The sequence below is a fragment of the Stenotrophomonas sp. WED208 genome (assembly GCF_040984485.1).
Taxonomy (GTDB): Bacteria; Pseudomonadota; Gammaproteobacteria; order Xanthomonadales; family Xanthomonadaceae; genus Stenotrophomonas; species Stenotrophomonas riyadhensis.
This window is the reverse complement of the sequence record NZ_JAZARB010000001.1, coordinates 2651268-2672810: the sequence shown is the minus strand read 5'-3', so window position 1 is coordinate 2672810 and position 21543 is coordinate 2651268. Positions and strand designations below refer to the sequence as shown.

23 protein-coding genes are annotated in these 21543 nt (G+C 66.6%); 8 read left to right on the top strand and 15 right to left on the bottom strand.

The window, feature by feature from the left end:
* Nucleotides 1-98 precede the first annotated feature (98 nt).
* The gene (locus VPH47_RS11930) at nucleotides 99-710 is read left to right on the top strand and encodes a TetR/AcrR family transcriptional regulator (RefSeq protein WP_368850889.1); all 612 of its coding nucleotides are present in this window, start codon (nucleotides 99-101) and stop codon (nucleotides 708-710) included.
* 14 nt (nucleotides 711-724) lie between these two features.
* Here VPH47_RS11930 and VPH47_RS11925 read toward each other — a convergent pair whose 3' ends face one another.
* Entirely contained in the window at nucleotides 725-2671 is a 1947-nt protein-coding gene (locus tag VPH47_RS11925) for an EAL domain-containing protein (RefSeq protein WP_180854737.1), read from the bottom strand.
* Between the two features lie 63 nt (nucleotides 2672-2734).
* The gene (locus tag VPH47_RS11920; RefSeq protein ID WP_180859320.1) at nucleotides 2735-3637 is read right to left on the bottom strand and encodes a LysR substrate-binding domain-containing protein; all 903 of its coding nucleotides are present in this window, start codon (nucleotides 3635-3637) and stop codon (nucleotides 2735-2737) included.
* 119 nt (nucleotides 3638-3756) lie between these two features.
* Between VPH47_RS11920 and VPH47_RS11915 the strand changes: the two genes are divergently transcribed.
* Entirely contained in the window at nucleotides 3757-5268 is a 1512-nt protein-coding gene (locus tag VPH47_RS11915; protein ID WP_368850888.1) for an MFS transporter, read from the top strand.
* Here VPH47_RS11915 and VPH47_RS11910 read toward each other — a convergent pair.
* The 3 genes from VPH47_RS11910 to VPH47_RS11900 are packed head-to-tail and all read right to left on the bottom strand — an operon-like array spanning nucleotide 5262 to nucleotide 7415.
* The gene (locus tag VPH47_RS11910; protein WP_368850887.1) at nucleotides 5262-5978 is read right to left on the bottom strand and encodes an SDR family NAD(P)-dependent oxidoreductase; all 717 of its coding nucleotides are present in this window, start codon (nucleotides 5976-5978) and stop codon (nucleotides 5262-5264) included. The two genes, VPH47_RS11915 and VPH47_RS11910, sit on opposite strands and share 7 nt — an antisense overlap.
* Nucleotides 5979-6006: 28 nt before the next feature.
* Entirely contained in the window at nucleotides 6007-6735 is a 729-nt protein-coding gene (locus VPH47_RS11905) for a GNAT family N-acetyltransferase (RefSeq protein ID WP_368850886.1), read from the bottom strand.
* A 14-nt stretch (nucleotides 6736-6749) separates the two neighbouring features.
* The gene (locus tag VPH47_RS11900; protein WP_153854969.1) at nucleotides 6750-7415 is read right to left on the bottom strand and encodes a metalloregulator ArsR/SmtB family transcription factor; all 666 of its coding nucleotides are present in this window, start codon (nucleotides 7413-7415) and stop codon (nucleotides 6750-6752) included.
* Between the two features lie 55 nt (nucleotides 7416-7470).
* Between VPH47_RS11900 and VPH47_RS11895 the strand changes: the two genes are divergently transcribed.
* Both VPH47_RS11895 and VPH47_RS11890 read left to right on the top strand, forming a co-directional pair.
* Complete coding sequence (locus VPH47_RS11895) at nucleotides 7471-7974, top strand: DUF2938 domain-containing protein (RefSeq protein ID WP_368850885.1); 504 nt, start codon at nucleotides 7471-7473, stop codon at nucleotides 7972-7974.
* Between the two features lie 41 nt (nucleotides 7975-8015).
* Nucleotides 8016-8819: an APH(3')-II family aminoglycoside O-phosphotransferase gene (locus tag VPH47_RS11890; RefSeq protein WP_368850884.1), complete on the top strand. Its 804-nt coding sequence runs from the start codon at nucleotides 8016-8018 to the stop codon at nucleotides 8817-8819.
* On the opposite strand, the gene VPH47_RS11885 is transcribed toward VPH47_RS11890, so the two are convergent.
* Complete coding sequence (locus VPH47_RS11885; protein WP_368850883.1) at nucleotides 8792-9376, bottom strand: dihydrofolate reductase family protein; 585 nt, start codon at nucleotides 9374-9376, stop codon at nucleotides 8792-8794. The genes VPH47_RS11890 and VPH47_RS11885 overlap by 28 nt on opposite strands.
* Before the next feature lie 42 nt (nucleotides 9377-9418).
* Here VPH47_RS11885 and VPH47_RS11880 point away from each other — a divergent pair, with 42 nt between their 5' ends.
* On the top strand, nucleotides 9419-9982 hold the full coding sequence (locus VPH47_RS11880) for a TetR/AcrR family transcriptional regulator (protein WP_368850882.1): 564 nt from the start codon (nucleotides 9419-9421) through the stop codon (nucleotides 9980-9982).
* Here VPH47_RS11880 and VPH47_RS11875 read toward each other — a convergent pair.
* Nucleotides 9979-10407, bottom strand: coding sequence for a DoxX family protein (locus tag VPH47_RS11875; protein ID WP_368850881.1), 429 nt, complete (start codon nucleotides 10405-10407; stop codon nucleotides 9979-9981). The genes VPH47_RS11880 and VPH47_RS11875 overlap by 4 nt on opposite strands.
* Nucleotides 10408-10550: 143 nt before the next feature.
* On the opposite strand from VPH47_RS11875, the gene VPH47_RS11870 reads away from it, so the two are divergent.
* The 3 genes from VPH47_RS11870 to VPH47_RS11860 all read left to right on the top strand — a co-directional run bounded on the left by VPH47_RS11870 (nucleotide 10551) and on the right by VPH47_RS11860 (nucleotide 13276).
* Nucleotides 10551-11141: a TetR/AcrR family transcriptional regulator gene (locus VPH47_RS11870; RefSeq protein WP_368850880.1), complete on the top strand. Its 591-nt coding sequence runs from the start codon at nucleotides 10551-10553 to the stop codon at nucleotides 11139-11141.
* The gene (locus VPH47_RS11865; RefSeq protein WP_368850879.1) at nucleotides 11138-12172 is read left to right on the top strand and encodes a heparan-alpha-glucosaminide N-acetyltransferase domain-containing protein; all 1035 of its coding nucleotides are present in this window, start codon (nucleotides 11138-11140) and stop codon (nucleotides 12170-12172) included. The genes VPH47_RS11870 and VPH47_RS11865 overlap by 4 nt, the downstream gene beginning before the upstream one ends.
* Nucleotides 12173-12271: 99 nt before the next feature.
* Nucleotides 12272-13276 (top strand): aminoglycoside phosphotransferase family protein, encoded by a 1005-nt coding sequence (locus VPH47_RS11860; RefSeq protein ID WP_197610809.1) that lies wholly within the window; start codon nucleotides 12272-12274, stop codon nucleotides 13274-13276.
* A 110-nt stretch (nucleotides 13277-13386) separates the two neighbouring features.
* Here VPH47_RS11860 and VPH47_RS11855 read toward each other — a convergent pair whose 3' ends face one another.
* From VPH47_RS11855 to galE, 8 genes are all read right to left on the bottom strand, one after another.
* On the bottom strand, nucleotides 13387-14274 hold the full coding sequence (locus VPH47_RS11855; protein ID WP_180844127.1) for a DMT family transporter: 888 nt from the start codon (nucleotides 14272-14274) through the stop codon (nucleotides 13387-13389).
* Between the two features lie 32 nt (nucleotides 14275-14306).
* Nucleotides 14307-15368, bottom strand: a complete 1062-nt coding sequence (gene murB / locus VPH47_RS11850; RefSeq protein WP_368850878.1) for a UDP-N-acetylmuramate dehydrogenase — start codon at nucleotides 15366-15368, stop codon at nucleotides 14307-14309.
* 8 nt (nucleotides 15369-15376) lie between these two features.
* Nucleotides 15377-16432, bottom strand: a complete 1056-nt coding sequence (locus tag VPH47_RS11845) for a quinone-dependent dihydroorotate dehydrogenase (RefSeq protein WP_032127499.1) — start codon at nucleotides 16430-16432, stop codon at nucleotides 15377-15379.
* Between the two features lie 8 nt (nucleotides 16433-16440).
* Complete coding sequence (locus tag VPH47_RS11840) at nucleotides 16441-17211, bottom strand: class I SAM-dependent methyltransferase (protein ID WP_368850877.1); 771 nt, start codon at nucleotides 17209-17211, stop codon at nucleotides 16441-16443.
* Nucleotides 17212-17216: 5 nt separating this feature from the next.
* Entirely contained in the window at nucleotides 17217-17501 is a 285-nt protein-coding gene (locus VPH47_RS11835) for a DUF4190 domain-containing protein (RefSeq protein WP_010484694.1), read from the bottom strand.
* Between the two features lie 219 nt (nucleotides 17502-17720).
* Nucleotides 17721-18560, bottom strand: a complete 840-nt coding sequence (locus VPH47_RS11830) for an SDR family NAD(P)-dependent oxidoreductase (protein WP_368850876.1) — start codon at nucleotides 18558-18560, stop codon at nucleotides 17721-17723.
* On the bottom strand, nucleotides 18560-20092 hold the full coding sequence (locus VPH47_RS11825; protein WP_180859302.1) for an aldehyde dehydrogenase family protein: 1533 nt from the start codon (nucleotides 20090-20092) through the stop codon (nucleotides 18560-18562). Before VPH47_RS11825 ends, VPH47_RS11830 begins: the two co-directional genes overlap by 1 nt.
* 158 nt (nucleotides 20093-20250) lie before the next feature.
* Nucleotides 20251-21288, bottom strand: a complete 1038-nt coding sequence (gene galE, locus VPH47_RS11820) for a UDP-glucose 4-epimerase GalE (protein WP_368850875.1) — start codon at nucleotides 21286-21288, stop codon at nucleotides 20251-20253.
* Nucleotides 21289-21543: the final 255 nt, after the last annotated feature.

Here is a 21543-nt window from a genome sequence, read left to right as displayed (position 1 = left end):
CGTCCGCAGGGTACACTGCACAGTGTAGTTTCGTGTTTTCCAAAAGTACACTGCCGGGTGTAAAATGGTGGCGTCCGTTCAGCTATCCGGTTCCTGCCATGACCCGTGCCCCGCAACGCCTGACCGACCGCAAACGCGAAGCCATCGTGCGCGCGGCGGTGGAGGAGTTCCGTGCATCGGGCTACGAGGCGACCAGCATGGACCGCATTGCCGAGGTGGCCGGGGTCTCCAAGCGCACCGTCTACAATCACTTCCCGAGCAAGGAAGCGCTGTTCTCGATGATCCTGGAGGAGCTGTGGGAGCGCAGCGTGGCCAGTGATGCGCTGCCGTACCGCGCCGATCTGCCGTTGCAGGCGCAGCTGATGCAGCTGCTGGGGCAGAAGCTGGAGCTGCTCAGTGATGCCAACTTCATCGACCTGGCACGGGTGGCAATGGCCGAGATCATCCATTCGCCGGAACGGGCGCAGGCCATCGTCTGCCGCATGGGCGAGAAGGAAAGTGGCGAGAGCGCGTGGATCCGCGCGGCGATCGCCGATGGTCGGCTGCGCCAGGTCGATCCGGAGTTCGCCGGCCACCAGCTGCACGGCCTGGTGAAGAGCTTTGCGTTCTGGCCGCAGGTGACGATGGGGCAGGCGCCGTTGAACGAACAGGAGCGCGCACGCGTGGCCGGGTCAGCGGTGGCGATGTTCCTGGGTTACTACGCGGTGTAGGCCGGCCTTACGACCTAGCTGGCCGCGAAGCGGCGGAACTCGTCGGCCGGCAACGCGGCCGAGTACAGATAACCCTGGCCGACATCCACGCCCAGTGCCCGCAGTTGCTGTTCCTGTGCCAGGGTTTCAGTGCCCTCGGCCACCACGATGGCGCCGCAGCGGTGCGCAACTTCTACGATGAAACGCACGATTGACTGCGACTTGGCATCGGACAGGGTGGCAATCAACGCTTGCTCGATCTTGACCTCGGCGATGGCCAGCTGCGAGAGCAGGATCAGGGTCGAGTAGCCGGCACCGAAGTCATCCAGCGACAGCGTCACCTCGGCGGCCAGCAACTGCGCGATGTTGGCGTCGACCACGTCGCGCTCGACGATCTCGGTCCACTCGACGATCTCCAGGCGCAGCATCGTTCCGGGCACGTCATGCAGCTGCAGCAGTTCCTGCAGGCGCAGGCCGAAGCCGGGCAGGCGCAGTGACTCGGCGGAGACATTGACTGCTACGGTCAGTTGCGCGCCATCGCGCCGGCACTGCTGCAGGAAGTGGAGGGCGGACTGCAGCGTGGCCCATTCCAGGTCGGCCAGGCGGCCCTGCCGGCGCAGCAGCGAGATTACCCGCATCGGTGCGATCAGACGGCCTTCGCCATCGCGCATGCGCAGCAACGCTTCGGCGCCGACCAGCTGGCGATCCTGCAGGCGATGCTTGGGCTGGTAGCACAGGGGGGCATCTCCCTGCTGCAGCCAGCGTTCAAGCGCGACTTCAATCAAGGCATCGATCTCGCTGTCGCGCTGGATGGGGTCATCGAAGAACACGACACCGGATTCGATCGCGCTCAGTGCCAGGGTGATCGCGCGGAACGGAAGATGGCCATCGTCTGCATCGGTGGGGGGCTTGAGTTCGACCACTGCGCAGCGGAACAGCGGGCGGAACCCTGGCCAGTCACGGCCGACCCGATCGGCCAGGTTGCTGGCCAACTCGGTGATCTGTGGCTGCGTACGCAGTTCGGACAGCGACAGGTCACGCACCAGAATTGCCAGCGCCGCATCACCGAACTGGTAGATCTCCAGCTGCCCGGCCGGCAGCGACGGCAGCAGCCGATGCACCTCATCGGTGCTGTCGCGCTGCCACAGACCGTTGTCCTGCAACGGACCATAGCGCAGGCGCAGGTCGCGCAGGTTGCCCATCTCGGCCACGACCAGGCAGGCCTTGCCGCTGCCGTCGTTGTCGCGCCAGTAATGCTGCAGGCGTTCGCCGAGCGCGCGCATGTTGGGCAGGCCACTGATCGGGTCGATTCGCAGCCAGGCCTGCTCGCGCTGGCGCTGGGCGTCGATCTGCGCGTCGTTGTAGACCAGTGCGAACACCGCGCCCAGCATCAGCAGGGAGACCGGCAGCGCCAGCAGGCGCTGGATCGCCAGTTCAGCCACCGGCAGCTGATCGGCGCCGATGATCGCCACGCCCAGTGCCAGGCCCAGCGCAGTCACGCCGATGCGCACACCCCAGGCCTGCAGGATCATGCGCAGTGAGAGTTCGTTGAGCATGCGCGGGTGCAGGCGCCTGCGCAGCCAGATGCCGGCCAGCATCTGCAGCAGGGATTCCAGGCCGGCAGGCAGGAAGAACTGGGCGCCGGCGAACTGGTAGCGGGCCAGCAGGCTGGCGGCCAGGCAGGTCAGGCCGCCACGCCAACCGCCCAGCAGGCCACTGACCAGCAGGATGTCGAAGCCGAGGTGCAGCTTGACCACGCCCTGGCTATAGCGGGCCACGAACCAGGAATTGAACAGGTAGATCAGGCCCAGTGCCACGCCCACATACAGGCGACGGCCTTCAATGGCATGGCCGGCGCGACGGGTGGCGATCAGCAGCACGCCGATCATGCCGATCACCGCCGTGGCCTGCAGCAGGTACAGCGGCAGGCTGGGCAGGGCGCTGTCCAGGACCTGGGCCGAGACCCTTGAAAGCGCATCCATAGCAGGTTCCCGCCTGTGACCGACGGCCAGTGACGAGCAGGGTAGTCGCAGCCGCGCGCGGGTTCAATTGCACCGGCCGCCTTGGGGAAGTAGGTGATCGGCCATGAAATCGACAAAGGCGCGCACCCGCGGTTGCTGATGGCGATGGCTTGGCCAGAGTGCCCAGAAGGTGCTTTGTTCGGTGTTCCAGGCGTCCAGAACACTGACGAGCGCGCCGCGGTCGAGCGCATCCCGAACGGCGAAGTCCGGCAGGCACGCAATGCCGTGGCCATCAAGGCTCATGTGCAGGATGGTCTCAAGATGATTGGCGGTCATCGCGGGCGTCAGCCGCAGGTCATGGCCACCCATGTCTGCCTGCAGCGGCCATCGCTCGATCAGGCCGGTGCCGGGAAAACGATGGAGAAGGCATGCGTGTCCACCCAGCTCGTCCGGGTGCTGTGGCGTGCCGCGGTTCGAGAAGTACGCAGGGGCACCGACGCACAGCAGCCGGGTGCTGCCGAGGTTGCGGGCGTGCAGTCTGGAGTCGGCGGGACTGCCGGTGCGAACGACGGCGTCGAAGCCCTCTTCGATGACATCGACAAGACGGTCGCTGAAGTGCAGGTCGAGTTCGACGGCGGGAAAGCGGCGTGCAAACGCCGAAAGCACGGGCAGCATCAGTCCACTTACCAGCGGAAGGCTGACTTTCAGACGACCGCTGGGCGCGGCATGGGCGTCGGTCAGCTCGCGCTCCGCTGCGGCGACCTCGGTCATGATGCGACGGCAGCGTTCAAGGAACTGCTCGCCTTCGGCAGTCAGGCTGACGCTGCGGGTATTGCGGTTCAGGAGGCGGGCGCCCAGGCGCTCCTCCAGCCGGGCGATGGTCTTGCTTGCCGCCGAAGGGGTGATGCCACGCTGTCGCGCTGCGGCCGCGAAGCTGCGTGCCTCGGCGACCAGAACGAAGAGGCTGAGACCGGCAAAGCTGTCCATGGGTGACCATTGATGACATTTGATTCATTAAAGCATGGACATATGGGTGGATTCTTCTGCAATAGCGTCGTCGATAGCATCAATGCCGTGGCGCTTGGCCACGCTGGAGCTTCTTCGACATGTCTGTTGCTTCTGCTGGGACGGCCGGATCATCACGCCTTGGAGTGGTGTTTGCAGGCTGTCTGACGGCCCTTACCATTCCACTGAGCATCGCCAGCCCCGCGGTGGGCATTCCCGCCATCCGGGCCGCGCTGGGCGGGTCTCCCGCAGAATTGTCCTGGGTGATCCACGCCTACCTGCTGACCTACGGCAGTACGACGCTGGTGGCCGGCGGATTGGCCGATCTGTATGGCAGGCGCAGGATCTGGATCCTGGGTGGCCTGCTGTTCGCGATCGTTACCGGCCTGATTCCCCTGATGCCCGATGTGGCGTGGATCAATGCCATGAGGCTGCTGCAGGGAATGGCCGCGGCGGCGGCGTTTGCCGGTGCGATGGCGTCGCTGGCGCAGGTGTTCGACGGCCAGGCGCGGGCCAGGGTGTTCAGCCTGATCGGCACCACCTTTGGTGCAGGAGCCGCAGGCGGTCCGCTGCTGGCAGGCGGGTTGATCGATGCGCTGGGCTGGGAATGGGTGTTCTTCCTGCCTGCGTTGCTGGCCGCCCTGACCGTACCGTTGGTCGCCCTGTCATCCGTCGAATCGAAGAGCGCCGGTTCGCCTCGCCTGGACTGGCTTGGCGCCGTCACCTTCATGCTGGCGCTGGGGTCACTCACCTACGCCATGATCGTGCTGCCGGAACGCGGCCTGCTGCATCCGCAGACGCTGGTACTGCTGGCGCTCCCGGTGGTGTTGCTGGGCGTGTTCATTGCCGTGGAGCGCTCCCATCGAACACCCCTGCTGGATCTAGGCCTGTTCCGCAACCGGCGCTTTGTTGGCGTGCAGATTCTCGCCGCTGCGCCTGCGTTCTCGTACGTCGTCCTTCTGGTGGTGCTGCCGGCGGGGTTCATCGGTGTTGAAGGGCTGCGGCCCACCGAGGCTGGACTGGCCATGGCAGCACTGTCTGCGCCATTGCTGGTTGTTCCCCTGGTTGCGGGTCACCTGCTGCGCTGGATTCCGGCGCGGACGCTGTGTTGTGCGGGCCTGTTGATCGGCGCGCTTGGGCTGGCATGGCTGGCGCAGGTGTTCCAGCTACCTTCTGTGCGCTGGATGCCGATGCTGGTCATCGGGATCGGCATCGGTCTGCCTTGGGGGATCATGGATGGACTGGCGGTCAGTGTGGTCGGCAAAGAGCAGGCGGGCATGGCCGCTGGCATTTTCAATGCGATGCGACTGGCAGGTGATTCCATTGCCCTCGCGCTTGTCGGCATCATGCTTTCTGCCCGGATTGGCGGGAGCGTACCGCTGGAAGCCGGCGTCGTGGCCCGTGCCGCTGTGCACCGGCTGTCCATGGGCGACCTTGGCGGAGCGGTGGAGGCGTTGCCCGGCGTTTCGAGAACGGCGCTGGCCCAGGCATACATGGAGGCCGTCCGTGGCCAACTGTTTGTTCTGGCGATGGCGACCGTGCTGACCGCCATCGTGCTTGGGTACCTGTTGCACGAAGAGGGTGAGCCTGGCCTGTGCACCCCCGGTCAGTAGCGCGGGTCGGCGATGGCCGGCAGCACCAGTTCGCGCACGAAGCCGGACGGTGACAACTGCAGCAGCGCGCGCACCATCGTAACGACGTCGTGCACCGGCACCAGCTCGCCGTCGCCGCGCGCTGCGGCCTCGGCCACCGGCACCGTCAGTGCATCGTCGGTGTTGAGGTAGCCCAGCTGCAGGCTGGTCACCGCCAGGCGGCGATCGCGGAAGCCCTCGCGCAGTGCATCGGCGATGCCGTTGAGCGCGAACTTGGATGCGCCGAACGCCACTTCCGGGCGGCCGCTGCGTGGCAGTGCCGAGGTCGAGCCGGTCAGCACCAGCTGCGGGCGTGGCGCGCCGAGCACTCGCGGCAGCAGGCGCTGCAGCAGCACCAGGGTGGCGGTGATGTTGACGTCGATCAGTTGGGTGAGTGCGGCATCGCTTTCGTTGAGGAAGGCGTACTCGTCGCTGAAGGCGGTCTCTTCCCAGATGCCCAGGTTGTGGATCAGCACATCCAGATCGGCAGGTGCCTGTGCTGCGATGTGGTCGGCAGCCACGGTCGGCTGGGACAGATCGGCTTCGATCCAGTGCAGGGTGACGCCTTCGGGGCATGCAATGTCGCCCGGGCGGCTGCGCGAGACACCAATCACAGTGTCACCCTGGCCGCACAGGCCTTCCACGAATGCGCGCCCCAGGCCTCTGCTGGCGCCGATGATCATCAGCTTCATGTTGCTTCCTTGTTGTGCAGCGGCGGCCTCACGCGGCCGCCAGAATGATGTCCCAGTCACCGAACGCGCGCAGACCACTGCGCTCAGCGGTGATGATCGAGGCCGTGTTGTCGAGCTGGCAGCGGTACTGTGGCTGCAACCCGGCGGCGTGGGCGGATACGGCCATGGCCTGCACGAGCAGGCGTGCATGACCACGGCCACGGGCTCCGGGCAGTGTCAGCACGCCCATGTCGGCGAGTGCCGGACCCAGGCTCCACGGATACAGGCTGCCGGCCGCGACCACCTGTTCGCCGTCGAAGGCGCCGAACACCTGCCAGTGGTCCAGCTCGACCCAGGCAGCATCGAGGTCCTCCTCGCTCGCGCTGGCCTGGAACACATCGAACGCGGCAGCGTCGGTCGGATCGAGACGGCGGATATGTGGCGGCGCAGGCCGCTCGGCCAGGGCCGCAAGTTCGGCGGCAGGAAAGTAGAAGACGCGATCCGCGCCGTGCGTGCGCTGGCCGAGCTGCTGCAAGCGCTGTTGCAGCTGCGGGAGCGTCCAGTGCGATTGCGCGTGCAGTTGCAGGCGAGCGGCCAGGGCGGGGCGCAGCAGTGCGCGCGCGGGGCCCACGACCGGCTGCAGCAGCATGCCGTCCTCGCCCTCATCGAAATCATCGCTGCACGCCAACTGCAGTTGTGAATCGTCCGGCAGCGTGCGCTGCCCGGCGAACATGCCGCGCCAGGTCGCATCGATCAACGGGGCAAACGCATCATCCATGACAACGGTCTCGCTCAGGGCCGGGGCAGGTCCACCTGCAGGCCGGCCGCCTTCCATTCGGGGTAACCGGCAGCGAGCCGCTGCGCGGTCAGTCCGGCCTCGCGCAGCATCGCCACCGCATCGTTGGACAGCACGCAGTAGGGACCGCGGCAGTACGCGACAATGTGGACGGCACGCGGCAGTTCGTCCATCCGTGCACGCAGTTCCGTAACGGGAATGTTCAGCGCGCCAGGCAGGTGGCCCAGATCGAATTCCTCACGCGGCCGCACATCCAGCAGCACCACGCTGCCGCGCTGTTCCAGCAACTGCTCGACAGTCAGACCTTCCAGAGCATCCCGGCGCTGCAGGCTGTCGTGGATCACGCCGTGCATCTCGCTGCGCTGGTGGTCGGCATAGTCGCGCAGCGCGGCCAGCAGGTTGCCCAGTGGGCCATCACCACTGCGATAGAGGATGCGCTTGCCATCGCGACGGGTCTGCACCAGGCCGGCACGGCGCAGCTGCTGCAGATGCTGGGAGGTATTGGCCACCGATAGTCCGGTCAGTTCGGCCAGGCGCTCCACTGCGCGCTCGCCCTGGGCGATGTGCTCCAGCAGGGCCAGGCGATGGGCGTGGCCGAGCGTGCGGGCGATCTCGGCCAGGGCCTCCAGCGGTGAGGGTGGCGGCTCGGTTGCGGTGTTCATGGCCGGCACGCTAGCATCGCTCTATCATTCAAGCAAATAATTGAAGGTATGCGATATGGCTGGCCTGGGGACATTCGTGATGGATGTGGTGGTAATCGGCGTGGGCGCAACCGCGGTGATGGATCTGTGGGCCCTGCTGCAGCGACGGTTGCTTGGCATTCCCTCGCTGGATTTCGCGATGGTGGGCCGCTGGCTGGGGCATCTGCCGCGCGGGCGCTTCCGCCACGACGGTATCGGCCGCTCGGCAGCGGTCAGTGGCGAGCGCGCGCTGGGTTGGACCGCGCATTACGTGACCGGGGTGATCTTCGCCGCCTTGTTGCTTGCCGTGGTGGGGAACAATTGGCTGCAGGCGCCGACACTGTGGCCGGCGCTGGCCTTCGGCATCCTCAGCGTCGCCGCACCGTTCCTCATCCTGCAGCCGGGCATGGGCGCGGGCATTGCCGCTTCAAAGACCCCGGCGCCGGGCAAGGCGCGCCTGCGCAGCCTGGTGACGCACAGCGTGTTCGGTCTAGGCATGTACCTTTCCGCGTTGTTGTTGGCTGCGGTCCATGCAGGATGAGCGAGAATCCATGGGGTCACCGGCAACAGGAACACCTCGGCATGGAAGCGCCCAACCCCACCACTGATGGCATGCCGCTGCCGTGGGCGTGGCAGGACGCATTGGCCGATGCGCGCATCCAGCGGCAATCGATCGGTGTGTCGCGTGCGGATGTTGCCCGCGTGCATCGGCCGGGGCAGGCCGATGCCTTCCTGAAGTCGGAAGTGATCGACGCCTTCAGTGAGCTGGGCGATGAGATCGCGCGCCTGCGTTGGCTGCAGGCACAGGGACAACCGGCGCCAACGGTGATTGCCACTGCCGAAGAGGCGGGCCGGCGCTGGTTGCTGATGAGCGCGCTGCCTGGCCGCGACCTGGCCTCGTCGCCGGAACTCACGCCGCAGCAGCTGGTGGATCTGCTGGCCGACGCGCTGCGCGGGCTGCATGGGTTGCCGGTGACAGCCTGCCCGTTCGACCAGCGACTGGTCTCGCGCCTGCAGGCCGCGCAGGCCCGCGTCGAAGGTGGCCTGGTGGATGCCGATGATTTCGACGATGAGCGCCTGGGGCAGAGTCCGCAGCAGGTCTTCGCCGAACTGTGCAGCACCCGGCCCGACCATGAAGACCTGGTAGTCAGCCACGGAGACGCCTGCCTGCCGAACCTGATGGCGGTCGAGGGCCGCTTCAGTGGCTTCATCGACTGTGGCAGGCTGGGTGTGGCCGACCGCTACCAGGACCTGGCGCTGGCCGCGCGCAGCCTTGTCTACAATTTCGACAACACGCGTTGGGTGGCGCCGCTGTTCAAGCGCTACGGCATGGTTGCCGACGAACGACGGTTGGCGTTCTACCGGTTGCTCGACGAGTTCTTCTGAGGCAGAAGCCGCGCGCTGACCTGCAACAGGCCGTTGCCGGCGGCTGCCGCGCCACTGAACTGCAGCGCCACGGGTTCCGGCAGTACGTCGAAGAGGCGTACGCCGCCGCCCAGCAGGATGGGCAGCCAGGTCAGCACCAGATCGTCCAGCAGCTGTGCCTGCACCGCCTGGCGGATGATGGCGCCGCCATCGACATAGACGTCCCTGCCGGCGGCGAGGGTACGTGCGCGCTCGACCAGTACCTCGATGCTGCCCTCGGCAACCTGCACGCCATCGGGCGCATCCTGGAGGGGGCGGTGGCTGGCTACCAGCACGGGCAGGCCGGCATACGGCCACTCCGGCATGGCGGCGACCACCTCGTAGGTGGTGCGGCCCATCAGCAGGCAGCCGATGCCAGCAATGAAGCCTGGGTAGTCGAGGTAGTCCGGCGACGCGGGCAGGTCGCCTGCACGGGCATGGTCTGCGCTCAGCCAGTCCAGCTCGTTGCCGGGGCCGGCGATGTAGCCATCCAGCGAGCTGCCCATGTAGGCACGGATACGTGATGAAGTGTGGGGCATGATCAGGTTATATATAAACGAATGTTCGTTTATATTAATTCCATGGCGCGTACCAAATCCATTCCTGATGAACGTGTGGTCGAGCTGGCCGTGGAACTGCTGGTGCAGGCCGGACCACAGGGCTTCACTCTTGCCGCACTCGGGGCGCGGGCGGGGCTGTCGGCGGCGACGTTGGTGCAGCGCTTCGGCAGTCGTGCCGCCGTGCTGGAGCGTGCGATCATCCGCTCCAGCGAGCGCATGGCAATCTCGGTGCCGACAGCGGGTGCCGCGACGGTGGATGCGTTGGTGGGCTGGCTGGGGGCGCAGACCCGCGGCATGGAGACACGGCAGCGACTGGCCGGGCACATGACACTGCTGATGGAAGACCTGCGGGCAGCGGGTGGGCGTCGGGCGACCCTGGCCAATGCGCATGTCATGGAGATGCGCCACGGCATCGCCAGCCAGCTGCGGACGATGGGATTTGCCGACGCAGAGGCCGCCGCCACGCTGCTGGAGGCGCACTGGCATGGCCTGGTGATCCAGTGGGGGCTGGCGGGCAAGGGCAGCCTGCGCAGCTGGGTCGAAGCTGGCCTGCGCCAGGCGATTACGTTGTTGCCACGGGACTAAGCGGACGAACGCGTAGCGCGCAGCTGCGCGCGCGCGTGACTGGCAATGGCCGCACAGATCAGGCCACCGATCACGCTCAGGTGCTCCAACGCGAAGAACAGGGCCAGTTGCTGTTCGGCACCGTGCTTGCTCCAGAAAGTGTGCACGATCACGATGGTCAGCAGCATGAACACGCCCAGCGCGCCGCTGCCCAGCCAGAGCAGGCGATCAAGCAGCAGGCACAGTGCGCCGCCCAGCAGCACCACGGCGCTGGCGATGTTGAACAGCACAGGCGGTTGCAATCCGGCCGCCTGCATTTCGGCCACGCTGTTGTCCCACGCCAGCAGCTTGGCCAGGCCCGAGGACAGGAACACCACGGCCAGCAGCAGTCGGGCGAGGAACCACAGCACGCGGCTGTCGAGCAGGGTAGTGATCATCCGTGGCATGCAGCTACTCCGGGTTGAGCTTGGGACGGGCCGCGCAGCATCGGGCCTCAACCGCAGTTGAGGTCAAGGCTGGCTGAACGGAGCCCGATGGTGGCCAGGTCGACATCTTTAAAGTGGACGAACGTTCGTTCACTATTTGTGGCATGAACCGAATCGACCGCAATGAGCAGCGCGTGACCCTGATCCTGCAGGCGGCCCTGCGGTGCTTCCTCGCCAAGGGGTTCCACCAGACCAGCATGCGTGACATCGCGCTGGCGGCTGGCGTCAGCCTGGGCAATCTCTACAACCACTTCCCGGGCAAGGAGGCGATCATCCTTGCGGTAGCGGTGGCCGAAAGCGAGGAGCTGGCCCCGATGCTGCAGCGCCTGGCGGGCGCCGACGGCGACCGGGTACAGGTGATGGCCTTCCTGCAGGACTTCCACGCGCTGTGCAGGCAGCCGGAATGGGCAACGCTTGCGGTGGATGTGCTGGCCGAGAGTGCACGCAACCCTGCCGTGGCCGAGGCCTTCGCGGCCAACCGCAGGCAACTGCAGCACGTTCTGGCCGATGCCCTGCAGCACGTTGCACAGCGCGAGCGGCGGCGCCCCGCGCTGGCCCCAACACTGCAGGCACAGGTGTTGCTGGATGCCATCGAAAGCGATGCGCTGCGCCGGGGCCTTGGTGGAGTGGGCGATCCAGATGGCGCGCCGTTGGACCTTGGCCTGCTGGCGCTGCTGCTGGGGGCGCGTGCATGAGCGTCGTGGACCGGCGGTTGCACGGCCTGGATCTGGCCCGCTACCTGGCACTGGCCGGCATGGTGCTGGTGAATTTCCGCCTGGCGATGGCCGTGCCTGCAGAAGGCACAGGATGGTTGGCAGGCTTCTTCCACCTTCTGGAAGGCAAGGCTTCGGCGACGTTCGTTACGCTGGCCGGGTTGGGCCTGGTGCTGGCCACGCAGCGGCAAGGGTGGTGGCCGGCCAGTGTGCAGACCTGGCGCCGCGCGGCGTTCCTGCTGGTGCTGGGCCTGCTCAACCTGACCCTGTTCCCGGCCGATATCCTGCACTACTACGCGGTGTATTTCGCGCTGGCGGTGCTGTGGCTGCGTGCCTCGCCACGCGTGCTGCTGGCCAGCATCGCCGCCATTGCCGCCTGTTCGTTCTGGGCGCTGCTGCACTGGAACTACAGCGAAGGCTGGAACTGGCAGACGCTGGAATACGCCGGTCTGTGGCAATGGCCGGGCGCGGCCCGCAACCTGCTGTTCAATGGCTTCCATCCGCTGCTGCCGTGGCTGTGCTTCTTCCTGCTGGGCATGCTGCTGGCACGCCTTCCGTTGTCGCAGCCGCGGGTGCAGCATGCATTGCTGGTGCTGGGGCTGTTGCTGATCGGGGCCGGCCATGGCGCGCAGCAGCTGGCGCAGGGCACACCCTGGCAGCCATGGCTGGGGACGCAGCCGATGCCGCCGGGACCGGCTTATCTGCTTACGGGCTCGGGCGCAGCCTGCAGTGTCATCGCCGCCTGCCTGTGGCTGACGCGTGTACGCCCAGGTGACTGGCTCGAGCCGTTCACCGCGGCCGGACGCATGACACTGACCCTGTACGTCGGCCATATCCTGCTGGGCATGGGCACGCTGGAAAGCCTGGGCCTGCTCGATGGCAGTGCCTCGCTTGCGTCGGTGCTGCTGTGGGCGCTGCTGTTCCTGATGCTGGCGACCGGCGCGGCGTGGCTGTGGTCATGGCAGTTTGCACGCGGCCCGCTGGAAGCGGTGATGCGACGCATCGCCGGCTAGTGCTTTGGACGTGCCGAGGCGATGTTGTGACGGACATGTCTGTGTCGTGGCAAACGCATCTGCGATAGTAGTGGCAGGTAACACTTTCCGTTTGCATCCATGTCATTCGCTTCGGCGCAGCATCTCGGCGAAGTCCTGCAACAATCCTATGGCATCACCGCCACCGCCGTGGTGCCGCGCCCGGTGGGTGCCGACGCCAATGCCAGCGTGTATCGCGTCGACGCGCGGCACGGGCAATGGTGGTTGAAATGCCGTACCTACCAGGTCGACCCAGCGGTGTGGGACAGTCTGCATTGGATGCGCGGCACGTTGGGTATCGATGAGATCGTCGCACCGTGGCCGGCACTGACCGGTGGTGCGTCGGTACAGCGCTGGGGATTGCAGTTCACCCTGTTTCCTTACGTGGAAGGCCAGTCCGGGTTCGAGGCGGCGTTGAGCCGCACGCAGTGGCAGCGGCTGGGTGAGGTGCTGCGGCGCCTGCACGGCGCGCGGCTGCCACCGGAACTGCAGCAGGCGTTGCCGATCGTGCGGCTTGAAACGGCGGCGCTGGAGACCGTTGGGCAATGGCTGGCCGGCGAGGGCCTGGCGGCCGCGAAGGACGGGCTGGGCCGCGCATTCGTTTCGGTATGGGACCAGCAGCACGCGCGCATCACAGCGCTGCATGCACAGGCACGGGAACTGCACGCTGCATTGCAGGATGCCCCGATGGACCTGCACCTGTGCCACACCGACCTGCACGCTGGCAACCTGCTGATGGGCAATGACGGGGGCCTGCACCTGATCGACTGGGATGGCTTGTCGCTGGCGCCGCGCGAGCGTGACCTGATGTTCATCGGTGGTGCCGTGGGCGGACGTTGGGGCCGCGAGAATCCGCTCGATTTCGCAGCAGGCTATGGCAGCGACCTTGGGGATCCGCGCTGGATCGCCTGGTACCGGCATTGGCGCATCCTGCAGGACCTGATCGAGTTCCAGCAGGTGCTGCTGGGCAGCGATGGGGAGGAGCGTTCGCCGCAGTTGCGCCGGCAGTCACTGCACTACCTGGGCGAGCAGTTCGCACCGGGCAATGTGTTCGATGCGGCGGAGCGGGTGTATCGGGCGTTGTAGATCCACGCCATGCGTGGATGGCATCTTCTACGATGAAGCCTCGCGCTGCGCGATGCGTCGAGCATGGCTCGACTCTACAGGGTTCCCCGGTGTCTGTGCAGGGCGCGGATCTACTCGGCGGGCTTGGCCGCTGCCGAGGCCGCCGCGCTCGCGGCGCGGCGCGACAACACGGCCTCGCGGTGGGCGATGTAGGCGTTGGCGGCGAGGATGATGCCGGCACCGATGATCGTCCAGCGATCCACGCTTTCGTTGAACAGCAGCCAGCCGAACAGCGTTACCAGCGGCAACTGCAGGAAGCTGATCGGCGTCAGCGCCGAAACTTCGCCCAGGCGCAGCGCACGTGTCCACAGCAGTTGGCCGATGGTGCCGAGCACGCCGGTGGCCAGCAGCCACAGCCATGCGGTGCCGGTGGGCCAGACCCATACGAACACTGCCGGCACCAACGACAATGGCACCCAGAACACGTAGGTGTAGAGCACGACGGTATCGGCACTGTCGATGCGGGTGAGCTGCTTGATCTGGATCGCCACCAGCGAACTCAGCACGGCCGCACCCACGGCCACCAGGCTGCCGGCGGTGAAACCGGCGGTGCCGGGACGCACGATCACCAGCACGCCGATGAAGCCGACCACCACCGCCGCCCAGCGGCGCACGCGCACGGTCTCGCCCAGCCACAGCACGGCGGCAATGGTGACGAACAGGGGCGTGGAGTAGGAGAGCGACACCGCCTGCGCCAACGGCAGGTGGCCCAGGGCCCAGAACGCGCACAGCATCGATCCCAGGCCGATCGCACTACGTACGAAATAGCGTGGCAGCTGTTGGGTCTTCAGCGGCGCGTGACCTGGCCGCAGCAGCATCGGCAGCAACGCCAGCAGGCCGAAGGCGTTGCGGAAGAACGCCACTTCCTGGGTTGGCACGTAGCGCGTGGCATAGCGGATCGCCACCGCCATCAGGCCGAATGCCATCGTGCTGCCGAGCATCAGCAGCGCCGCCCGCATCGGGGTGGCGCTGGGGGAGAGGGCGGGGGTGTTCACCACTGTGCGCCGAGCAGGCGGGGCTCCGGTTCGATCGGCACGCCGAACTTCTCCAGCACGGAAGCAGAGATGCGTCGCGCCAGCGCCAGCAGTTCAGCGCCGGTGGCGTTGCCGTGGTTGACCAGTACCAGTGCATGGCTGGGGGCCACGCCGGCATCGCCGTCGCGGAAACCCTTCCAGCCGCAGGACTCGATCATCCAGGCCGCGGAGACCTTGCGCTTGTCGTCCTGCTCGGCCGGGAACACGGGCAGGTCGGGGAAGTGCTGCAGCAGCACGTCGACCTGTTCCAGCGGCAGCACCGGGTTCTTGAAGAAGCTGCCGGCGTTGCCGAGCACATCCGGATCAGGCAACTTGCGGCGGCGGATCGCGATCACGGCATTGGCCACGTCGACCGCACTGGGCAGCTCCACACCCTGTGCCTGCAGTTCGTCGCGGATGCCGGCGTAGTCCATGCGCAGGTCATGCAGCAGTGGCAGCTTCAGTTCGATGGCGGTGATCAGATAGCGGTCCATCTGCTGCTTGAACACGCTGTCGCGGTAGGCAAAACCACACTGTTCGTTGTCCAGCCGCACCCAGGCCTGTTCGTGGCAGTCCCAGGCTTCGACGGCCTGGATGAACTCGCCGACCTGCGCGCCGTAGGCGCCGATGTTCTGGATCGGCGCGGCACCGGCCGTGCCGGGAATCAGGGCCAGGTTTTCCAGGCCGGACAGGCCTTCCTGCAGCGACCACATCACCAGGCCGTGCCACGGCACACCGGCACCGGCGCGGATCACCGCGTGGTCGGCGCGATGCTCGAGGAAGCTGATGTCACGGTTGCCGAACACCAGCACGGTGCCGGGCAGGTCTTCGGCGATCAGCACGTTGCTGCCGGCGCCCAGCACCAGCAGCGGGCCGCTGGCCACCTCGGGCAGTGCCAATACCTCCGGCAGCAGCGCGGGATCGTGCAGTTCCAGCAGCTGAGCGGCGCTGGCCTGCACATGGAAAGTGTTCAGGGCCTGCAGCGGCGCATTGCGGGTGAGCGTCCAGCGCAGCGGGGCATTGCCGTCGACGGTATCCATGGGCGCGCTCACAGCGGCGCCACCGCGCCGCGGCTGGGCGCTTCGCGACGGCGACGGATCGCCTCCACGCATTCGGAGACCAGCGCCGGGCCGCGGAAGATCAGGCCGCTGTAGCACTGCACCAGCGCCGCGCCTGCGGCCATCTTGGCTACGGCGTCGGCACCGGACAGGATGCCGCCGACGCCGATCAGCGGCACCGACTCGGGCAGGCGCGAACGCAGGCGACGCAGTACCAGGGTGGACTGCTCCAGCACCGGCGCACCGGACAGGCCACCGGCCTCGTTGGCCAGCGGGTCGCCGGCTACCTTGCTGTGGTCGATGGTGGTGTTGGTGGCGATCACGCCGTCCACCTGCAGTTCGCCCAGTACGCGGGCAGCGGCATCGATGTCGCGCTCGCTCAGGTCGGGTGCCACCTTGACCAGCATCGGCACGCGGCGACCGTGGCGGGCAGCGAGATCTTCCTGGCGGTCGCGCAGCTGGCTGACCAGCTGGCGCAGCGCGGTTTCTTCCTGCAGTTCACGCAGGCCGGCGGTGTTGGGCGAGGAAATGTTGACAGTGATGTAGTCGGCCAGCGGGTACACCTTGTCCAGGCAGGCGATGTAATCGTCCACGGCCTGTTCGTTCGGGGTGTCCTTGTTCTTGCCGATGTTGATGCCGAGCAGGCCGCGGCGGTTGCGCGCGCGCTCGACGTTGCGCACCAGCGCGTCCACGCCCGCATTGTTGAAGCCCATGCGGTTGATGATCGCGTTGTGTTCCGGCAGGCGGAACAGGCGCGGCTGCGGATTGCCGGCCTGTGGGCGCGGGGTGATGGTGCCGATTTCGACGAAGCCGAAACCCAGCGCGAACAGCGCATCGATGTGCTCGCCATTCTTGTCCAGGCCGGCGGCCAGGCCGACCGGATTGGGGAAGGTCAGCCCGAACACCGTGCTGGGCATCGGCGCGATGCGTGCGGCCAGCAGCGGCGTGGTGCCGGTGCGATAGGCCAGGTCCAGTGCGGACAGGCCGAGGCCGTGGGCGCGCTCGGCGTCGAGCGAGAACAGGAAGGGGCGGGCAAGCGAATACATGCGTCGGTTCAGTCCAGCGTGCCGAGGAAGGCTCGGGTTCGATATTCAAAAGCAACCTGGCCGTCGACCGCGTGGGTGGCGAACAGGTCCTGCAGAGCGTCGATCATCGGCGCGTGGCGCGGATGACCGGCTTGCGGGGCATAGGAGGAGGACAGCAGGCGCCCGCGCAGGGCATCGAAGTCCAGATGCTGTACGTTCGGCAGCTCTACCAAGCCGCGCAGGCCGGGGCCGAACCAGGCCTGCATGGTGGCATCGTCCTGGTAGCGCTCGGCCACGGCGGAGTAGTCGGTGCCGTAATCCAGCAGCAGCTGTTCGTAGCCGACCAGGAACGGACTGGCATCGAGCAGGCGCGAATTCCAGTAGATCAGTGCCAGGCCACCCGGGCGCAGGATGCGCTGCCACTCGGCGCGCACCGCCACGGTGTCGAACCAGTGGAAGGCCTGCGCGGCACTGACCAGATCGATGCTGGCGTCGTCCAGGCCGGTGGCCTCGGCGCGGCCGTCCACCGCACGGAACTGCGGGTACTGCGGTGCCAGCCATTCCTCGGCCGCGCCCCGCATGGCGGCGTTGGGTTCAACCGCGACTACCGGATGGCCGCTGGCCAGGAACAGGCGACTGGAAATACCGGTCCCGGCGCCGATGTCGGCGACCAGCGCCTCGCGGCTGACGCCCATCGGGCCGTGCAGCCATTCCAGCAGCGCGGGTGGGTAATCGGGCCGGTAGCGGACGTAATCGGCGACGCGGCTGCTGAAGCGTTCAGTGCTGTCGGAGGCGGTCATGGCAGTCAGTTCGACATCGCAGCGAGCCAGGCCAGGCCGCCGAAGAACAGGATGAAGACCAGGATGGCGGCGATCACGGCGCCGACCATCACCCAGCCCAGTACCAGACCGGTGACGGCCAGGCCATCGCCTTCCAGTTCATGCGGGCGGCGGCGGATCTCGGCGCGGGCCATGTGGCCGGTGATGATGGCCACGATGCTGGCCACGAAGGGCAGGACGGTCCAGCTGGCGATGCCCATGACCAGGCTGACCACGGCCAGGGCGCTTGTCTGTCGGGGTGCCACGCTCATCGGGGTCCTCCTTGGCAGTGTGCACATGATAGTGCCTCTGCCCGGGCAATCCCATGCCCGGCGGATACGATGGCAGGCGTCGACCTTGGTCGACGAACGGCATTTCAGCCGGGTAGGCGTCGACCTTGGTCGACGAAAGGCATTTCAGCAACGGTAGGCGTCGACCTTGGTCGACGAAAGGCATGCCAACCAAGGTTGGCAGCTACCGGAGTGCCGGTGTCAGCCCATCAACACCTGGCCGCCATCCACGTTGAGCACATGGCCGGTGATCCAGCGCGCCAGCGGCGAGCACAGGAACAGGGCGGCATCGGCAATCTCGCGCGGGTGGCCGAAGCGGCCGAACGGAATCTTCGCCAGCGTGCCGTGGTACAGCGCCGGGTCTTCGGTGCGGCGACGGTCCCAGAGGCCATCATCGAACTCGATCGAGCCCGGTGCGATTGCGTTGACGCGGATCCGGTCCTTGGCCAACGCGAGGGCCTGCGAGGTGGTGTAGTGCGAAAGCGCGGCCTTGGCGGCGGCGTAGGGTGCGCCACCGGGGCGCGGCTGCTGCGCGGCGATCGAAGAGAGATTGAGAATGCAGGCGTCACTGGACGCGCGCAGCCAGGGCAGGGCCAGGCGCGATGCACGCACGGCCGCCATCAAGTCGACCTGCAGGCTGGCGGCCCAGCCGTCCTCGTCATCGGCCATGCCGTAGCCGGTGGCGTTGTTGACCAGCACATCGATGCCGCCGAGCGCGTCGGCGGCGGCCTGCAGCCACGCCTGGATCTGGCCGGGATCGGCCAGATCGGCGGAAAACGTGTGCAGTTCGAAGCCCTGCGCCCGTGCATCGGCGCGCAGGCCATCCAGGCCCACCTGGCCGCGCGCGCAGACCGAGACCTGCGCACCGGCGCCGGCAAACGCCAGTGCCATTTCACGGCCAATACCCTTGCTGCCGCCGGCGATCAACACGCGGCGGCCGGCGAAATCGAGGGTCGGAGCCCCTGCGGGCGGCCGACCCTTTTCTGGGATCAGATCCCCGGAGGGGCTCTGACCCATGGACGTGGCCGGATCCGTTGCCATCACAGATCGAACTTGATGCCCTGGGCCAGCGGCAGCGAGTCCGAATAGTTGATGGTGTTGGTCTGGCGGCGCATGTAGACCTTCCATGCATCCGAACCGGACTCGCGACCACCGCCGGTGTCCTTCTCGCCACCGAAGGCACCGCCGATCTCCGCACCGGACGTGCCGATGTTGATGTTGGCGATGCCGCAGTCGCTGCCGGCCGCCGACAGGAACTTCTCGGCGGTCTTAAGGTTCTGGGTGAAGATCGAGGACGACAGGCCCTGCGGCACGCCGTTCTGCATGTCGATGGCTTCGTCGATGCTGTCGTACGGCATCACGTACAGGATCGGCGCGAAGGTCTCGTGCTGGACCACGGCGTCGCTGTTCTTCAGGCCCGAGACGATCGCCGGCAGCACGAAGTTGCCTGCGCGATCGATGCGGGTGCCGCCGGTTTCGATGGTGCCGCCGGCGGCCTTGGCCTGGGCGATGGCATCGAGGAACTGCTGCACGGCGCCATCGCTGTTCAGCGGGCCCATCAGGTTGGCGGCATCAGTCGGGTCGCCGATCTTGCCTTCGACCTGCTTGTATGCCTTGACCAGCGTGGCCAGCACGTCGGCATAGATCGAGCTGTGCACGATCAGGCGGCGGGTGGTGGTGCAGCGCTGGCCGGCGGTGCCGACGGCGCCGAACACGATGCCCGGCACGGCCAGCTTCAGGTCGGCGGTTTCGTCCAGGATGATGGCGTTGTTGCCACCCAGCTCCAGCAGGCAGCGGCCGAGGCGGCGCGCGACCTTCTCGTTGACGGTGCGGCCGACCTGGGTCGAGCCGGTGAAGCTGATCAGCGGCACGCGACGGTCATCGACCAACTTCTCCGACAGCGCGGTGCCGGCATCGTTGATCAGGAAGAAGATGTCCGGGAAGCCGGCTTCGCGCAGGGCGTCGTTGCAGATCTTCAGCGAGGCGATGGCGGTCAGCGGCGTCTTGTTGGACGGCTTCCAGATGCACACGTCGCCACAGATGGCGGCCAGGAACGAATTCCAGCTCCACACCGCGACCGGGAAGTTGAAGGCCGAGATGATGCCGACCAGGCCCAGCGGGTGGTACTGCTCATACATGCGGTGGCCGGGGCGCTCGGAATGCATGGTGTAGCCGTACAGCATGCGGCTCTGGCCGACGGCGAAATCGGCGATGTCGATCATCTCCTGCACTTCGCCATCGCCTTCCGGCTTGCTCTTGCCCATTTCCAGCGCAACCAGCGAGCCCAGGGCGTCCTTGTGCTTGCGCAGCGCTTCACCGCACAGGCGCACGGCTTCACCGCGGCGCGGGGCCGGCGTGGTGCGCCAGACCTTGAAGGCTTCCTGGGCGCGGGCGACGACGGTCTCGTACTCGGCCTCGGTGGTCGCGCGGACCTGTGCGATCGGCTCGCCGGTGGTCGGGTTGACCGGGGTGATCAGCTCACCAGCGGTCGCGCTCGACCACTCCCCGTTGCCCAGGTACGTGCCAGCGTTGATCGCGTCCAGGCCAAGGGACTTGAGCAGCTCGGAAGACATGCAGACTCCTGTGTTTCGTTACGTTGTTTGGCGCCATCGCGGGCAGGTGGGGGACGCGATGAACAGAACCGCCGATGGTAGCAGAGGGGGGGGATGGGGCTTTGGTGCGGTGCGGGGTGAGATCACGCCGAGACGCCATCCCAGTGCGGGATGCCTCATCAGGCAGGCAGGGCTTCCTGCGGGCTGCGTGCGGTGTCAGGAACGGCTGGCTGTGGCGACCACGCGGGCGGGTTGCGATGCCATTGCCAGGCACTGGCGATGATCGGCGCCAGCTCGGTCCAGCGCGGCTGCCAGCCGAGGACATCGCGAGCGCTTGTGGAGGATGCGACCAGACTGGCTGGATCGCCCGGCCGACGGTCCGCCATTTCAAATGGAATCTCGCGCCCGCTCACCGCGGCAGCGGCGGCGATTACTTCGCGGACTGAGAATCCTTGGCCATTGCCGAGATTGAAGGCGTGCGCACCGGGCGCGTGCTCCATGTACTCCAGTGCCAGCGCGTGGGCCTGGGCCAGGTCCTGCACGTGTACATAGTCGCGCACGCAGGTGCCATCGGGCGTTGCGTAGTCATCGCCGAACACCTTCATGGCCTTTCCGATGCCCAGTGCGGCACGCAGGACATTGGGAATCAAGTGGGTTTCGCAGGCATGGGCCTCGCCGATGCCGTGGTCGGGCAGGGCGCCTGCTGCATTGAAGTAGCGCAGGCAGGTCGAACGCAGGCCATAGGCTGTGGCTGCGTCGGCGAGGATCCGCTCTGCCATCAGCTTGCTGGCGCCATAGGGGTTGATGGGCGCCTTGGGGTGGTCTTCATCGATCACATCCGACTGTGGATTGCCGAAAACCGCAGCGGTGGAGGAGAACACGATGCGATCGATGTCGTGGCGGCGCATGGCCTCCAGCAGGTTCAATGTGCCGGTGACGTTGTTCGCGTAGTAGGTATAAGGAGCGGAAACCGATTCGCCCACCAGCGAACGTGCGGCGAAGTGCATGACGGCGTCGAAATGGCGGCCCTGGAGGGCGCGCTCGAGCGCCTCGGGGTCCAGCAGGTCAGCTTCCAGCAGTTCGCCCCAGCGGACCGCGTCGCGATGGCCGGTGGACAGGTTGTCGAGCACGGCTACGGAGTGGCCGGCCTCGGCCAGGTACTGGGCCATGTGGCTGCCGATGTAGCCGGCGCCGCCGCAGATGAGGATATCCGACACGCATCTTCCTTGTTGCAGAACTGGTCACGAGTCTATCAGTGGTGATGAATCCGGGGCGGGTCCTAGCGGCGGACGGATGCTGCTTCTGACGCAAAATGACGTAATTGGATACAATTGGACATATTTAAAATTCGTAATATTTTCAATGGTTTGCGTTTAATTGTGTGGATGGGTGGGGGTTCTCCCGACTTGAGGTTCCTATCTTTTGCTGCAGACATCATTCACAATTCAGTCACGCCTGATTGACAAACCTCT

What these genes read in the sequence shown, in the direction of transcription:
- VPH47_RS11930 (WP_368850889.1), top strand. Translation starts at nt 99, where the DNA reads ATGACCCGTGCCCCGCAACGCCTGACCGACCGCAAACGCGAAGCCATC.
- VPH47_RS11925 (WP_180854737.1), bottom strand. Translation starts at nt 2,671, where the DNA reads ATGGATGCGCTTTCAAGGGTCTCGGCCCAGGTCCTGGACAGCGCCCTG.
- VPH47_RS11920 (WP_180859320.1), bottom strand. Translation starts at nt 3,637, where the DNA reads ATGGACAGCTTTGCCGGTCTCAGCCTCTTCGTTCTGGTCGCCGAGGCA.
- VPH47_RS11915 (WP_368850888.1), top strand. Translation starts at nt 3,757, where the DNA reads ATGTCTGTTGCTTCTGCTGGGACGGCCGGATCATCACGCCTTGGAGTG.
- VPH47_RS11910 (WP_368850887.1), bottom strand. Translation starts at nt 5,978, where the DNA reads ATGAAGCTGATGATCATCGGCGCCAGCAGAGGCCTGGGGCGCGCATTC.
- VPH47_RS11905 (WP_368850886.1), bottom strand. Translation starts at nt 6,735, where the DNA reads ATGGATGATGCGTTTGCCCCGTTGATCGATGCGACCTGGCGCGGCATG.
- VPH47_RS11900 (WP_153854969.1), bottom strand. Translation starts at nt 7,415, where the DNA reads ATGAACACCGCAACCGAGCCGCCACCCTCACCGCTGGAGGCCCTGGCC.
- VPH47_RS11895 (WP_368850885.1), top strand. Translation starts at nt 7,471, where the DNA reads ATGGCTGGCCTGGGGACATTCGTGATGGATGTGGTGGTAATCGGCGTG.
- VPH47_RS11890 (WP_368850884.1), top strand. Translation starts at nt 8,016, where the DNA reads ATGGAAGCGCCCAACCCCACCACTGATGGCATGCCGCTGCCGTGGGCG.
- VPH47_RS11885 (WP_368850883.1), bottom strand. Translation starts at nt 9,376, where the DNA reads ATGCCCCACACTTCATCACGTATCCGTGCCTACATGGGCAGCTCGCTG.
- VPH47_RS11880 (WP_368850882.1), top strand. Translation starts at nt 9,419, where the DNA reads ATGGCGCGTACCAAATCCATTCCTGATGAACGTGTGGTCGAGCTGGCC.
- VPH47_RS11875 (WP_368850881.1), bottom strand. Translation starts at nt 10,407, where the DNA reads ATGCCACGGATGATCACTACCCTGCTCGACAGCCGCGTGCTGTGGTTC.
- VPH47_RS11870 (WP_368850880.1), top strand. Translation starts at nt 10,551, where the DNA reads ATGAACCGAATCGACCGCAATGAGCAGCGCGTGACCCTGATCCTGCAG.
- VPH47_RS11865 (WP_368850879.1), top strand. Translation starts at nt 11,138, where the DNA reads ATGAGCGTCGTGGACCGGCGGTTGCACGGCCTGGATCTGGCCCGCTAC.
- VPH47_RS11860 (WP_197610809.1), top strand. Translation starts at nt 12,272, where the DNA reads ATGTCATTCGCTTCGGCGCAGCATCTCGGCGAAGTCCTGCAACAATCC.
- VPH47_RS11855 (WP_180844127.1), bottom strand. Translation starts at nt 14,274, where the DNA reads ATGCGGGCGGCGCTGCTGATGCTCGGCAGCACGATGGCATTCGGCCTG.
- murB (WP_368850878.1), bottom strand. Translation starts at nt 15,368, where the DNA reads ATGGATACCGTCGACGGCAATGCCCCGCTGCGCTGGACGCTCACCCGC.
- VPH47_RS11845 (WP_032127499.1), bottom strand. Translation starts at nt 16,432, where the DNA reads ATGTATTCGCTTGCCCGCCCCTTCCTGTTCTCGCTCGACGCCGAGCGC.
- VPH47_RS11840 (WP_368850877.1), bottom strand. Translation starts at nt 17,211, where the DNA reads ATGACCGCCTCCGACAGCACTGAACGCTTCAGCAGCCGCGTCGCCGAT.
- VPH47_RS11835 (WP_010484694.1), bottom strand. Translation starts at nt 17,501, where the DNA reads ATGAGCGTGGCACCCCGACAGACAAGCGCCCTGGCCGTGGTCAGCCTG.
- VPH47_RS11830 (WP_368850876.1), bottom strand. Translation starts at nt 18,560, where the DNA reads ATGGCAACGGATCCGGCCACGTCCATGGGTCAGAGCCCCTCCGGGGAT.
- VPH47_RS11825 (WP_180859302.1), bottom strand. Translation starts at nt 20,092, where the DNA reads ATGTCTTCCGAGCTGCTCAAGTCCCTTGGCCTGGACGCGATCAACGCT.